The sequence below is a fragment of the Algoriphagus sp. 10J20-15 genome (assembly GCF_055809615.1).
Genome location: NZ_JBVVUG010000046.1, coordinates 181332 through 196795, shown reverse-complemented (window position 1 = coordinate 196795; position 15464 = coordinate 181332). Strand labels below are relative to the sequence as shown.

General features: G+C 42.1%; 10 protein-coding genes. All 10 read left to right on the top strand.

Annotated elements, in window-relative coordinates; translation table 11 throughout:
* The first annotated feature begins 30 nt into the window (after nt 1-30).
* The gene (locus AC0L6R_RS21945; protein WP_473273143.1) at nt 31-3465 is read left to right on the top strand and encodes a SusC/RagA family TonB-linked outer membrane protein; all 3435 of its coding nucleotides are present in this window, start codon (nt 31-33) and stop codon (nt 3463-3465) included.
* Between the two features lie 13 nt (nt 3466-3478).
* Nucleotides 3479-5026: a RagB/SusD family nutrient uptake outer membrane protein gene (locus AC0L6R_RS21940; RefSeq protein WP_473273142.1), complete on the top strand. Its 1548-nt coding sequence runs from the start codon at nt 3479-3481 to the stop codon at nt 5024-5026.
* The gene (locus AC0L6R_RS21935) at nt 5019-5375 is read left to right on the top strand and encodes a RagB/SusD family nutrient uptake outer membrane protein (RefSeq protein ID WP_473273141.1); all 357 of its coding nucleotides are present in this window, start codon (nt 5019-5021) and stop codon (nt 5373-5375) included. Before AC0L6R_RS21940 ends, AC0L6R_RS21935 begins: the two co-directional genes overlap by 8 nt.
* 37 nt (nt 5376-5412) lie before the next feature.
* Complete coding sequence (locus AC0L6R_RS21930) at nt 5413-8430, top strand: SusC/RagA family TonB-linked outer membrane protein (protein ID WP_473273140.1); 3018 nt, start codon at nt 5413-5415, stop codon at nt 8428-8430.
* A gap of 21 nt (nt 8431-8451) precedes the next feature.
* Complete coding sequence (locus tag AC0L6R_RS21925) at nt 8452-8649, top strand: hypothetical protein (protein WP_473273139.1); 198 nt, start codon at nt 8452-8454, stop codon at nt 8647-8649.
* The gene (locus tag AC0L6R_RS21920; protein WP_473273137.1) at nt 8636-9340 is read left to right on the top strand and encodes a RagB/SusD family nutrient uptake outer membrane protein; all 705 of its coding nucleotides are present in this window, start codon (nt 8636-8638) and stop codon (nt 9338-9340) included. Before AC0L6R_RS21925 ends, AC0L6R_RS21920 begins: the two co-directional genes overlap by 14 nt.
* Complete coding sequence (locus AC0L6R_RS21915; RefSeq protein WP_473273136.1) at nt 9234-10208, top strand: RagB/SusD family nutrient uptake outer membrane protein; 975 nt, start codon at nt 9234-9236, stop codon at nt 10206-10208. Before AC0L6R_RS21920 ends, AC0L6R_RS21915 begins: the two co-directional genes overlap by 107 nt.
* A gap of 55 nt (nt 10209-10263) precedes the next feature.
* Complete coding sequence (locus AC0L6R_RS21910; protein WP_473273134.1) at nt 10264-11301, top strand: DUF5627 domain-containing protein; 1038 nt, start codon at nt 10264-10266, stop codon at nt 11299-11301.
* A gap of 16 nt (nt 11302-11317) precedes the next feature.
* Nucleotides 11318-13453, top strand: coding sequence for an endo-1,4-beta-xylanase (locus tag AC0L6R_RS21905; protein ID WP_473273133.1), 2136 nt, complete (start codon nt 11318-11320; stop codon nt 13451-13453).
* Nucleotides 13454-13724: 271 nt separating this feature from the next.
* On the top strand, nt 13725-15377 hold the full coding sequence (locus tag AC0L6R_RS21900; RefSeq protein WP_473273132.1) for a sulfatase-like hydrolase/transferase: 1653 nt from the start codon (nt 13725-13727) through the stop codon (nt 15375-15377).
* Nucleotides 15378-15464: the final 87 nt, after the last annotated feature.

Sequence of the window (15464 nt, the reverse complement as noted above, 5' to 3'; positions counted from 1 at the left end):
GTAATACACACTTAAAATCATATCAAAAGTATGGAAAAATCAATACTTAGGAAAATCATTATGCTTTCCAAATATTTTGTGTGTGCTTTCATCTTTCAGCTGTTTTTCACGGCAGTCCTTATGGCAAATAATGGACATGCTCAATTAAAAGGGCTTGATGATATTACCGTCACGGTCAATTTCAATGAAAGTACACTAAACAAAGTTATCCCCGAGCTAGAGAAACAGAGCGGATTTATGTTCACTTATAATAAAGTGAAGGTTCCAGTAGATGAATTAACCGTAAATCTGGCAATGAACAAGGTGCCGCTATCTGAGGTGCTTTACGAGATTTCCAGCCAGACAAATCTAAAATTTGTACAGCTGGATGATAATATTCATATCACAAGAGGACCGAAAAAAGAAGTGTCTCAGACTAAGGAGGTAATCTCTGCAGTAGTAGAGATCACAGGCCAAGTTCTTGATCCTTCTGGCTTGGCACTCCCAGGTGTTACCGTCCGTATTAAAAACACCACCAAAGGTACCACCACAGATCTGGACGGTAATTATTCCATTACCGTGAATGAGGGAGAGACGTTGGTCTTTTCCTTTATGGGATTCAATGAAAAAGAAGTTACCATAGCAAATCAAGCGGTGGTTAATATAATTCTCGAAGAGAATCTACAGTCACTGGAAGAAGTGATCGTGGTAGGCTACGCAGAGCAAAAGAAAGAAACCATTGTAGGAGCAGTAGCTCAAACGAATGGTGAAGTTCTAAAGAGAACAGGTGGTGTTTCGAACGTGGGATCAGCATTAACCGGTAATTTGCCTGGGGTAATCACCTCGGCAAGTACAGGCGTGCCGGGTGGGGAAAGTCCTCAGATCGTCATTCGAGGCCAGAATAGCTGGAATGGCAATTCTCCGCTCATTCTTGTAGATGGAGTGGAGCGTCCCGAGTTTTTCAATACGATGGATATCGCTTCTGTAGAAACCATCTCAGTATTGAAAGATGCATCTGCTACCGCCGTTTTCGGATCCAGAGGTGCAAATGGCGTAATCATCGTGACCACCAAAAGAGGTAGAGAAGGAAAAGCGCAGATCACAGCCAACTTCAGCTCTACCATGAAGGTAGTATCTAAGCTGCCTGGGAAATACGATGCTTACGATGCAATAGGAGTTAGGAACAGTGCTATAGAAAACGAACTTTCTGCGAATGGTGCAGGCTGGGCAGATTACATTCCGTATTCGATTCGAGATAAATATAGAAATCCTGCCAATCTGGAAGAGTCAGAACGCTACCCGAATATTGACTGGCAGGAAACGCTTTTCAAAGACTATGCAATGGCTTACAATGCCAATGTGGGAATTAGAGGCGGTACGAAGTTTACCCAGTATTTTGCAAGTATAGATTTTCAGAATGAAGGTGATCTTTTTAGGGATTTTGACAACAATCGCGGATACGATCCAGGATACAATTACAACCGATTAAACTTTCGTAGTAATCTTGATTTTCAGTTGACTTCAAGCACCAAACTTCAGGTAAACTTAGGAGGGTCATATGGTACAAGAAAAACGCCTTGGGGTGGTGGAAACTCAAGCAGTTTTTGGAGTGCAGCATATGGCAATCCGCCTGATGCTTTCTTGCCAGTCTATTCAGATGGAGCTTGGGGAGTCTATACGCCTGATGACGTGGCGGCAGAAAACTCAGTGCGAATCCTGGCAGTAAGTGGACTTCAATACTTAACTACCACGCAGCTTTCTACCAATTTTGTATTGAACCAAGATCTGGGAATGATCATCAAGGGATTGAATTTCCGTGGTACTCTTGCTATTGATAATTCTTTCACTGAAATAAACAGAGGGGTAAATGACCTTTACAATACCCCGTTTCAAAAATGGATTGATCCTGCTACAGGCTTACATCTTTACGATGATGTAGTAGACGCCAACAGTAGATTTGACTTTAGAGAAGCGGTGACTTGGGGAACTGCTAGCGGCACTGTGAATGGTGCTCAACGCAGACTATACTATCAAGGTCAGTTGAATTATTCAACCAAAATAGGCACAAATCATAATTTGACTCTGATGGGCTTGATGAGCCGTCAGCAGGATGCGACAGGTAGTATGATTCCTTCCTATCGTGAAGATTGGGTTTTCCGTGCAAACTACGACTACAAGAACAAGTATCTACTGGATTATAGTGGAGCTTATAATGGCTCAGAGAAATTTGCTCCAGAATACCGCTATGCATTTTTCTCCTCCGGAGGAATCGGATGGGTAATCTCGGAAGAGAGTTTTATGAAATCCATCTCCATTATCGACTTCCTAAAAATACGAGCCAGCTACGGAGAAGTGGGGGATGATAACATCGGTGGACGATTCCTTTTCATGGATCAGTGGAGCTATGGCAACAGCTCTCAGTTGGGCATAGTGGGTGAAGGAGGAGAGTATAGCCCTTATACGTGGTACCGCCAATCTTCCGTGGGTAACCCTGAGGTGCATTGGGAAACTGTTTACAAAACCAACATTGGTCTTGAATTCGATATTCTCAACGGAATGATCAACGGTAATTTTGAATATTTCAAAGATGATCGTAAGGATATCCTGATGTCAGGAGACCGTTCTATTCCTAGTTATTTTGGTACTACAGCCCCTGCTGCAAACCTGGGTCGAGTGATCACAAATGGGTTTGAATTTACGCTGGGTTTAAATCACACCTTCGAAAATCAAATCCGAGTATGGGCTGACTTTACCATGACTCATGCCGAAAATGTGGTCAAGGAAAGAGATGATCCGGAATTGCAAGTAGCTTATCAGAAGGATCAAGGATATCAGCTCGGACAATACCGTACCCACATTAGCAATGGCTACTACAGTTCATGGGATGAAGTCTATGGCAGCACGCAGAACAACTCCAATGATCAATTCAAACTTCCTGGTGGAATGCAAATCCTTGATTTCAACGGTGACGGTATAATTGATTCCTTCGATGCTGCTCCTTATGGATTTGCCAGCGTACCTGAAAATACTTACAGCACAAACATAGGAGTGGAATGGAAGGGGCTCAGTCTCTACGTTCAGTTCTACGGTGTAAACAACGTCACAAGAGATGTTCCATTGAGCAGTTTGAACAACCGACTGAACAGAGTATATGAGGAAGGGAGCTATTGGTCTGAAGATAATATGGATCCGGATTCTCCAATGCCACGATGGGGCGCATTGATGCCAGGCTATAGCAATGGTGAGCGCTACCTCTACGATGGCTCCTATTTACGTCTGAAAAATGCAGAAATCGCCTACCTCTTCAATTCCAATTGGGTGAGAAATTTAGGTGTTGAGACATTTAGGATATATCTGAATGGAAACAACCTGCTGCTTTGGACGGACATGCCAGATGATCGGGAATCTAACTTCTCCTCTGCAGGCTATGCTGGAGCTTACCCGACGGTAAGAAGAATCAATTTGGGTGTAAATGTTTCATTCTAAATCAGTCATTCAAATGAACAACTATATAAAGAATTTTATAAAAGGAGGTTTTATGATGGCTATTTTGCTATCTGTTAGCTCCTGTGAAGATTACTTAGAGCGCTCTCCGGATTCAATCATTTCGGAAGAAACTGCTTTCCAGAATTTCACCAATTTTCAGGGATTCACTGAAGAGCTTTACCACTCGGTACCAAATTTCACACTTGCTTATTGGGTGAGTGCATGGAACTTCGGAGAAGATGAGATAGAATCCACTGCAGGCACTTTCACCGTGTCCTATAATTTCGATAGAGGGAATTTCTGGGCCTGGCAAGCTGAACTAGGTGGCGGTGTAGGGTGGTTTGACAAAGGAAACGCATCCACTACTGGTGGTCATCATCAAAAAGCCCTTTGGCCTTTAGCTTGGCAAGGAATCCGTAAAGCAAATTTAGGACTTGAAAACCTAGATAGACTTACAGATGCGACAGACGAAGAAAGAAGATTGATTGAAGGTCAGCTTTTGTTTTTCAGAGGCTGGTTTCACTTTCAGTTGATTCAGTATTTCGGTGGAATGCCGTACATAGATACCGTATTACCAAGTGATGAAAAGCTTAGACTTCCAAGATTGACATATCGTCAAAGTGCGGATAGAGTCGCTGAGGATCTTCGTAGAGCTGCTGACTTGCTTCCATTAAATTGGGATAATACCACTGCAGGGAAAAGAACGCTGGGAAAAAACACCATGCGGATAAACAAGGCGATGGCTTTAGGGTATCTGGGTAAGAATTTGCTTTGGGCAGCTAGTCCATTGATGAACTACACAGACAACGGAAGTAAATCCTACGATGCTGCCTACAGCAAAAAGGCTGCGGATGTATTCGGAGAGCTTCTGACGCTGATAGAAGCAGGCGAGACCTTGTATTCCTTGATACCTTTTGCGCAGAAGTCCAATCTCTTCTATACCACGGGTCAAAACTGGGCTATGCCTGGAGGATCTGAGGCAATGTTCAGAGCTCCAACTACAGGTGCCAATGGTAGTAACTATCAGATTTCAAAGCAATTCATGCCTTTGCTGATCAGTCAGGGAGATGCGACGATGTTTATGCCCACTGCTAATTATGTTCATCAAAATTATGGTATGGCTAATGGTTTACCGCTTCCCGACGATATCACAAAGGCGGATCCGGAATCAGGCTACGATCCTAATTATCCATGGAAAAACCGTGACCCAAGATTTTACAGTGACATCACTTATGATGGTGTCAAGGTGATCCAGGGATCCATTCCTGATCAAAGTCAGGAGGTAAATCGATATGCAAACCTATTCAGTGGAGGAAGCTATAGAAACTTGAGCAACGGAAGCCGAACCGGCTACATGAGTAGAAAATTTGTGCCGCTCAAGGCTAATAAATATGATAACGCATACGATTGGGGTACTTCACTCCACATCAATGTGCCTTACATGAGAGTGGCGGACATTTATCTGATGTACGCTGAGGCTACTTTGATGGGGTACAATTCACCTAGTACGCCTAGTGCTACTTTTGTTAAGTCTGCTGTGAGATGCATTAAATGTGCTTAGAGACCGTGCTGGTATGGCTCCTATCCATTCCAAGTTTGTGGGTTCTGTAGATGCACTTTTGCCAGAATTGCGAAGAGAGCGTGCAGTTGAGCTGGCATTTGAAAGACACCGCTTTACTGATCTTAGAAGATGGATGTTGCTGATCGAAGATCCATATACGGTGAAAACTTCCGTGGAAATGGACAGAGTGGGTGATTTCAATACTGATGATCCTACTGAAAACCGCGTGGCAAACATCCGGGAAGTAGTGATTTTGGAGCGACCATTTACAGAAAAGCACTATTGGCTTCCGCTAAAAGTGTCTGATGTGTCTTTGTATCCGGAAATGACTCAAAATCCTGGCTGGTAATGCAAGCGATTACTTTTTATCATCTAAATGACTCAAAATGAAACTATTAAAAATAATGATGGTATGGTGTGTCGCTGCGGTTATGTTTCCGTATCAGCTTCTGGCACAGAGTACCTTAAAAATAACAATTAACCCTGTGGTAACTACCAGTGCTGGTAACCCCATACAAGGCGCTATAATTACCAGTGAAGATGATGACTACTCTGCTGTCTCAGATAGTTTGGGAGTAGTGAAACTGGTGGTTTCTTCCAACGCATACCTGGCGGTAGAAGCGCCAGGATATGAGACCAAGTTAATTGTGGCTTCCATAGACTTGGAAAAAATCATGTTGTTTGAAAACCTAGAAGGACAAGATGTAAAAGTAGCTTTCCAGACTAAGGACAAAAGAGACCTTATGGGTGGAATTTCTTATGTCAATATGCCTGAAATTCTAAAGGATAACTACATCACTTATCCACTGGATCGGATGGAAGCATATGTAGGCGGTTTCAATGGTAACATGTGGGGAAACTCAAGTTCATTAGTATTGGTGGATGGGGTTCCGCGTGAGGTAGACAGTGTACATCCTACTGAGATAGCACAGATTAGTTTTCTGAAAGGAGTCACAGCAGTAGCGCTATACGGAAGTAGAGCGGCCAAAGGCGTTATCATGATCACCACTAAAAGAGGTGTGGCTAATGATCAAAATATCACCTTCCGGACAAATGCCGGGGTAAATACTCCAAAAAGTTATCCTGAATATTTGGGGTCAGGCGAATACATGTCATTGTATAATGAGGCAAGAACCAATGATGGACTTTCCCCGCTTTATTCCGAAAATGACATTTACAATTATTCCTCTGGTGATAATATCTACCGATACCCAAATGTGGACTATTACTCTCCTGAATATCTTCAGAAGGCTTACGCCAAATACGATGGAAATCTAGAGATTTCCGGCGGTAATGAAACGGCAAGGTATTACACCAATGTAGGTTTCATGACTGAAGGAACAGTAATGGACTTTGGTCAGGCGGCTGAGAATGCAAATGAAAGATTCAATGTACGAGGTAATATTGATCTAAACCTGAATGACTACATATCTGCCAAAGTAGATGCTTCAGCTATATTTTATAATAGTAATGGTGTAAATACAGACTACTGGGGTGGCTCAACCACTTTGAGACCTAATCGCTTTTCTCCACTTATTCCTATAGAATATATTGAGGCAGGTGATGAAGCTTCAGCGGAATTGGTAGAAACAAGTGATCACGTGATAGACGGGAAATACCTGCTCGGTGGTAGTCAACTAGATCAGACTAACCCCATTGCAGGGATTTACGCAGGTGGATCGAATAAATTCACCAGTCGGCAGTTTCAATTTAATGCAGGTGTGGATGCAGATCTTAGAAATGTAATCGAAGGCTTATCCTTTAGTTCGCTGTTTGGTTTGAATTATAATACTTCTTATACCCTGTCATTCAATAACGAATATGCGGTTTATGAGCCTAAATGGACTAACTACAACGGTATTGATCAAATTCTGAGCTTGACAAAGTACGGTCAAGATGCCAGTTCGAGAACTCAAAACATAAACGACAACTGGTTCCGTCAGACGGTATCTTTTTCAGCTCAATTGAACTACAAGAGAACATTTAAGGAGAAACACAATTTCTCTGCAATGCTTATTGGGAATGGGTTCCAGATAGCTGAATCAGAGATTTATCACAAAGTAAGCAACGCAAATTTAGGCTTGTATTTAGCATACAATTTCAAGCAAAAGTATTACGCTGAATTCAGTGGGGCGATGGTTCATTCAGCAAAACTTCCGGAGAATGGACGAAATGCATTTTCGCCTACTATGTCTTTGGGATGGAGAATGAGTGAAGAAGGATTTATGTCCTCCTCATCGGTTGTTGATGATTTGAGACTGTCAGTTTCGGCAGGTATTTTAAATACAGACCTAGACATAGAAAACTTCTACTTATATGAAGCTATCTATACAGATGAAGGCTCTTGGTATGAGTGGAAAGATGGACTTAATAACACAGGTACTGATGTAAGACGTGGTGAAAACATGAACCTCACCTTCCCTAAAAGAGAAGAGATAAGTGTGGAATTGGATGCATCTCTATTTGATCAGCTACTGACATTCAACGGGTCTGTTTTTACTAGTAAAATGACTGGTCTTTTTGTTCAGAACAGTATTCTATATCCGAGTTATTTCGTGACAGGATGGCCTCAGTCATCTTGGATTCCATTTGTAAACTATAATGGAGATACTAGAAATGGCGTTGATTTTCAGCTTAACCTGAATAAGAAAATCGGGGAGACTGTCTGGACTCTGGGTGTATCTGGTCTTTACTATGATACCAAGGCTTCCAAGAGATCTGAGAATTATGAAGATAGCTACCAAAATAGACAAGGGATGCCGCTAGATGCAATCTGGGGACTGGAAAGTATGGGCTTCTTCAGCGGGATGGATGATATAGAAAACTCTCCTAGTCAGGCTTTTGGTGAAGTCAAGCCAGGCGATATCAAATACAAAGACCAGAATAACGATGGAATCATAAATGCTCAGGATGAAGTCTATTTGGGCAGGGGAGGATGGTCAGGAGCACCATTGACTATGGGCTTCAACCTTTCTGCTAAGTACAGAAACTTCACATTCTTCGCTTTGGGAACGATGAGAAGTGGTGCGTATGCCATGAAGAATAACAATTACTTCTGGGTGAATGCGGACGATAAATATTCTGCAGTGGTAAGAGACCGATGGACAGAAGAGACGCAAAATACAGCGACTTTCCCTCGATTAACCACGCTTAATGGGGCTAATAACTTCAGAAACTCAGATTTCTGGTTGTATAGCACAAACAGGTTTGATCTTGCCAAAGTGCAGGTTTCCTACTCCTTTCCAAAGTCCATCTTAGGAAATGGTTTTATCAAAGAGCTTGGAACGTATGTGAGTGGAGCAAATCTTCTGACAGTAGGTCCGAATAGCGATATTCTGGAACTGAATATCGGAAGCACTCCACAGACGCGTTTCTACAACTTCGGTATCCGAGCTAAGTTTTAACTAGACCCAAAATTGAAAAACATGAATACTAAAATATTATATTTCTTTGGTGTCCTCTTATTCCTTTCCAGCTGTCAGGATTTGATCGACCCGGCCATTGAGAATATCCAAGGACGGGAAGACGTGCTAGAGACCGAGATTAGCGCAAGGTTTATTGATCAATGCTTATTTAAGAATACCTACAAACGGTTGGACATTCAGCGAAATGGCCACAGATGATGCCGTGAGTAGTAATCCTACTAATGGATTTCTAAACATAGCCACAGGTCAATGGGCATCAAATAATAATCCAGTCAACCAATGGTCTAGTGCGCAGTCTGCGATTCAGTATCTGAACGTGATGCTGGAGGATGTTGACAGTGTAGATTTTGCGGTAGACCCTATTGTAAATCAGATGTTTGTAGATCGACTCAAAGGAGAGTCATATGGTTTGCGTGCATTGTTTATGTATTACTTACTGCAAGCTCATGGCGGGGTGGCTGAAGGGCAATTACTTGGAGTACCTATTCTTACAGCTTCTCAGAATGTAGAATCAGAATTTAATATTCCGAGAAATACATTTGAAGAATGTATGACTCAGCTGTACGCAGATGCAGATAGAGCTTTGGCTTTACTTCCTATGGACTTAGGTAATATTACTGACCCCTTCTTAATTCCTAGTAAATATGAAGGAGCTGAGACAGGACAATACAACAGGGTTTTTGGGGATGATGCCATACAATTAGTATCGGGTAGAATAGTTCGCGCGGTGATGGCTCAGGCTGCATTGCTCGCTGCTAGCCCTGCTTTTAATCCAGAAGGCGATGTGGAGAAGTGGAAAACTGCGAGCGTCAAATGCAGCAGAAATTCTCAATACAATCGGAGGTGTCAGCGGATTGTCTCCCACAGGTGGAACTTGGTTTTCCAATAACGCAGAGCTTAACGCTATCGGTGGAGGCATGAACCCTGCTGAGATTTTATGGAGAACATCCATCGGTCCGAGCAATAATTTAGAAGCGGATAATTACCCGCCAACCCTATACGGAAGAGGACTGATCAACCCTACACAAAACTTCGTGGATGCCTTTCCTATGGCAAATGGTTATCCTATCAGTGCAGCAAATAGTGGATATGATGCTCAAAGTCCTTATTCTGCCCGTGACCCTAGATTAAATCAATCTGTGGTATTGAATGGGAGTACTTCAGGGCCAAGTAATACAATTATTATTACTGCAGCAGATGGAACAACAAATGATGCGCTAAACCGGGTAGAAACTTCTACACGGACTGGCTATTACCTAAGAAAATTGTTGCGCCAGGATGTAAATCTAAATCCTAATTCGACTAATCAGCAGGTTCATATGAAGCCTCGCATCCGGTACACAGAGATATTCTTAATCTACGCTGAAGCTGCAAATGAGGCATATGGTCCTACCGGGATGGGTGATGCGAGTTATTCAGCTTATGATGTAATAAAGGCAATCCGGCAGAGAGCAGGTATTGGCACTGAAAACGGCGATGAATACCTGGAGTCTATCAAGGGTGATCAAGCTGCAATGCGTCAATTAATCCGTAATGAGCGAAGATTGGAGCTAAGTTTTGAAGGCTTCAGATTTTGGGATTTGCGCAGATGGAATGTCAATCTTAATGAAACTGCTCAGGGAATGACAATAGAGGGTGACAGCTATGAGGTCATGAATGTAGAAAACAGGGTATTCAGTGATTACATGATTTATGGTCCAGTGCCATATAGTGAAACGCTGAAGTTTACAGAGCTAAAGCAAAACACAGGATGGTAATATTCACAAGTACACAACCTATCGTGAATCCAATAGACCATAAACTTACTGAAAAATGAAAAATACAGTTTATATACTAGTTGCACTTTCTCTGGTCCTCACTTCATGCAAGAATGAAGATTGGGAGTTTCCGGACTTTGATTACCAAACGGTTTATTTTGCCTACCAATATCCTGTGAGAACGATCGTCTTGGGAGATGATATCTTCGATACTTCTATGGATAATGAAGGTAAATTTAAAATCATCGCAACCACTGGTGGCGTCTATTCTTCTCCTCAGGATGTGTTGGTAAATGTGGAAGTTGATAATTCACTGGCGGAGGATCTTCTATTTGAAGCCGATGGAGATGAAGTAATGGTACTTCCTTCGGAATACTATCAGCTCTCAGCACAATCTATTATGATCCCAAAAGGTGAAGTGACTGGTGGTGTTGAGATCCAGCTGAATAGCGGATTCTTTAATGATCCCCAAGCTATTAAAAACACCTATGTTTTGCCCTTGAGAATCACTGAAATAGCTAATGCTGACTCAGTCCTATCCGGTGTGGGCTTGGTGGCAAATCCTAAGAGAAATAACCCTGCGGATTGGTCTGTGGTACCAAAAGATTTCGTCTTGTATGCATTGAAATATGTAAATCCTTGGCATGGCAATTACTTAAGAAGAGGGCAGGATGTGATCAAAGGAAACAACGGAAATACCGGGCTGGATGAGACTGTGATCAGGCATGCGGAATTTGTGGTGAAAGATGAGGTGAACTTTTTGAAAACGAGGTCATTGAATCAAGTAGAGTTTCCCTTGTCTTACCCTGGAGAGGATGGAACTAATATCCCAGCAGATATTGTGTTGACTTTTGACGAAAGTGGAAACTGTACAGTTTCAGCATTGGGAGACGGATATACGGCTAGTGGAGCTGGGAAATTTGTCTCTAAAGGAGAGGTGAAAAGCTGGGGTGATAAAGACAGAGATGTGATTTACCTACAGTATGAAATCAATCTTCCCGAAATGACAATTTCAGCTACGGATACGCTTGTGATACGCGACAGAGCGGTTGGCATGGAGATTTTTTCTCCTGTAGTGAAAAACAACAATTAACTAGACCCAAGAAAACATGAAGCAATTATATATTAAGTGTTTTGGTATTCTGGCTGTTGCTATCGGAACTTCCTCATGTGCTGACTATATCGCAAATGATGAGTTTAAGGTAGAAAAGCCGATGAACATTGCCGAACAAGAGGTACTCAATGGCTACGGGGTACTTAGGAGTTACATAGACACCGTTGCCTACCCTAATTTTAAGTTGGGTGGAGCAGTGACAATGTCCCAATACGACGACAGAGGAGTAATGTACCGTCTTATCAATAGCAATTTTGATGAAATCACAGCTGGCTATGGCATGAAGCACGGTGCTATCGTTCAAGCAAATGGAAATTTTAATTTTGATGGGGTAAATGCAACTTTGGAAGCTGCCTCAGCTGCTGGGACATCTGTTTTTGGTCATACGCTGGTCTGGCATGCAAATCAAAACGCCACTTACCTGAATAGACTGCTTGAACCTCTAGTAGTAAATTCACCTGCATTTGCCAATGAATTAGACCTTTCCTCACCGATGCAAGGATCTATGGATGGCTGGTCAAAAAGTGGAGAAGTAATGATCGCAGAAGGAAAAGGAATGGGTGAGGGCACTTCTGCCTTTGCTTTGACCGCTGGTTCAGGAACTGATCCTGAAAGTGTACAGCTCACAACCCCAGCTATTCCAGTGCTTCAGGGGAAAGAATATGAAGTAGTAGTCTATATCAAATCCGACCAACCGGGTCAGGGAGGGATAACCTTTGATGGTCTTTCTGATAACATGCCAGCACTCGATTGGATGGGTACTGGTAAAGATAGTACAGCTTTTGGAACCAGTATTTCCTGGCAAGAAATCCGATTTCAAGTCAGTGATTTTGAAGGAGATTCCTTCAAAATAAATTTTAACATGGGATATAAGCCAGGTGTCTCGTATTCTATTGACATCAGCAATTTATATGTGTATGATCCGGATGGTGAGCCTGCAATTAATAACCTGATTGCAGACGGTGATTTCGAAAATGGAACTGGCTGGGGAGGCTGGGGAAATGGCTCTTCTCGTGGTGTGACTGCTGATGGAATGGGCTTCGGAGGTTCTGGTAAAGGTTTTTACGTCACCAATCCATCCAAAACAGGTGGTTTTTGGGAAGTTCAGACATCTTATGGATTGTCTGAACCTCTAAAAAATGGGGAGGAGTATAAATTGACTTTTTGGGTGAAAGGAGATGCTGAAGGAGTCATAAGACCCGAACTCCAAAGTCCGAATTACTCATCTAACGGGTTTGGTCAAGTAGGTGTGACTAAAGAGTGGAAGCAAGTTTCACTGACAACAGTTGCCACCGCTGATGACCGGATTCGGTTTGTAATTAGTTATGGTGAATTTGCTGGAACAGTCTATTTGGACAATGTAGTTTTGAGCAGCTCTTCTCTTTCTGGTGGCAGCACTACGCTGGTGAATAAGACCGATGAAGAGAAGTTGTCTATAATTTCCGGTGAGTTTGAAAGATGGATTGCAGGAATGGTTACGAATTCGAAAGAGCACATCAAAGCTTGGGACGTAGTGAATGAGCCCATGGATGATGCAAATCCTTCAGAATTAAAAACAGGAGTTGGTCGACCAAGTATCGCCGCTGACGAATTCTTCTGGCAAGATTACCTCGGAAAAGACTACGCTGTAAAAGCTTTTGAATTGGCCGAGAAATATGGTAATCCTGATGACATACTTTTCATCAATGACTATAATCTGGAATATCGCCTGGCGAAAACTCAGGGACTGATTGATTATGTAGCATATTTAGAAAGCAAAGGAGTAACTGTAGATGGAATTGGCACACAGATGCACATTGCAATAGATTCTGATAAGGATAAAATTGTATCGATGTTTAAGATGCTAGCTGCAACTGGCAAACTTGTCAAGGTCTCAGAGCTTGATGTACGAATGAATTCTACCAATCCCACTCCAGAAATGATGCAGCAGCGGGAGATGTACAAGTTCGTAGCGGAAATGTACCTGCAACATGTCCCTGCTCCACAACGATACGGTATCACTATTTGGGGTGTGACAGATAGTGCTGAGAATTCAAATTGGCTTTCAGGCGAAAAACAAGGGCTTTGGGATCTTAATCTAAACCGTAAACCTGCTTATGCTGGGTTCGCTGAAGGTTTAGAAGGAATGTAATTTTATTTAGCACCTATGCAATCAGACCTGATTTGGATTTGATTGCATAGGTTGTTTTCTGGCTATGAATTAGTAATCACACCTTGTGAGGGTATCTTTTTTCCTTCATTGATTCATTTCTATTTAATGCTATAGATGGAACAGAATACACTAAATTTAATATGTCGCTGTCCTTAAGAAGTTTACGATGCTTTGCTCAAACTTGACTATCAGGTTAGCAGTGATTTTTAGCACTAACCGTTTCATCATTTAACAGAACTCCATGAAAACAATGCATAAACTATTCTTGCTGCTTTTACTAGTGACGTTTAGTCAGCTTGTCCAAGCGCAAGAGAAGTACAACATCTTATGGCTGAGTTGTGAAGATATAGACCCTACGCTAGGTGCCTATGGGGCTGAAGAAGTTGAAACACCAAATATCGACCGTTTGGCACGAGAAGGTATTTTATTCGAAAATGCTTATTCAACAGTAGGCGTCTGCGCTCCCAGCCGTTCTTCCATCATCACAGGAATGTATCCGGTGAGCATTGGGACACATAATATGCGTACAGCGAACTTTGTGCCCTATAAGGGAATAAATGGTGAAACATACCCGTCCTTTCAGGCGGTGACTGGGAAAAGCGGACAAAATATCCCTGCCTATTCTGCTGTCTTACCACCTGAAGTGAAATGCTTTACCGAATATTTACGAGTAGCAGGATACTATTGCACCAACAACTGGAAAAATGACTATCAGTTTTATCCACCGTTTACCGCATGGGACGAGAACGGTTTTAATGCTGAATACATGAACAGACCTGAGGGTATGCCTTTCTTTTCGGTTTACAATCATGAAGTAACCCATGAATCACAAATTTGGATGAAGGAAAAGGATCCTATGCTGGTAGATATCAACAATATTAAGCTCCCTGAGTACTTTCCTGACTTACCTGTGGTTAGAAAGGATGTAGGCCGGAAATATTCTAACATTGAGGAATTGGACGCTCAAATAGGAGAAAAATTAGATAAACTTGAGAAAGAAGGGTTATTGGATAAAACCATAATTGTTTTTTGGAGTGACCACGGCGGCCCGATGTTAAGGCAAAAAAGAGCCGTAGGAAATACGGGATTGCATGTTCCTTTGATAATTCGCTTTCCTGATAAGCGTATGGCTGGTACACGATCTGATAGGTTAGTGTCATTAATGGACCTAGGCCCTACAATGATGTCTTTATTGGGCATCAAGCCACCGGAGTATATGCAAGGAAAGGCTTTCATGGGTACATATGAGGAAGCTCCTAGAGAGGTAATATTTGGATCAGCAGATAGATTTGATGAAACATACGATTTTTCCCGTTCTGTAATTGACGGCCAATTCAGCTACATTAAAAATTTTGATCCTTCCACGCCTCTGATTTATCGCATTCAATACCGCGAACAAATAGAAATGACGCGAAAGCTAATTGAAATGGATAGGCAAGGCGAGCTAACAGGCGGTGCTGCCTATATTTTTCGTGATTATAGAGATGCAGATGAGCTATATGATCTTGAAAATGATCCTGATGAAATACACAACCTTGCAAATGATCCAAAATACTACCCACAGTTGATTAAAATGAGAGCACAGTTATCTGCTTGGCAGTTGGATATTGGAGACAAAGGATTAATCGATGAATATAACTTAGTACAAATGTTTTGGCCAGGCTTGGTTCAGCCTTCAACAAAGGATGTTGTAGTAAAACCAACTGAAAAGGGATTAGTATTAAGTTGTGATACAAAAGGAGCATCAATTGGTTACCAAATTGATGATAAAATAGGCAGTGAAACCTGGCAAATATATCACGAGCCTATTAAGCTAAGTAAAGGACAAAAAATAGTTACTCGTGCTAAACGTATTGGTTATAAAACATCCAATACTACCGAGTTTGTGAATATGGAATCCTAAGTACATAGGGCGATCCTGTGGATGAGGGTGAGCCACAAGACCAAGTGTGTCCTGTCCCTATTCATGGGGGTATTTTGATTCTCAGCC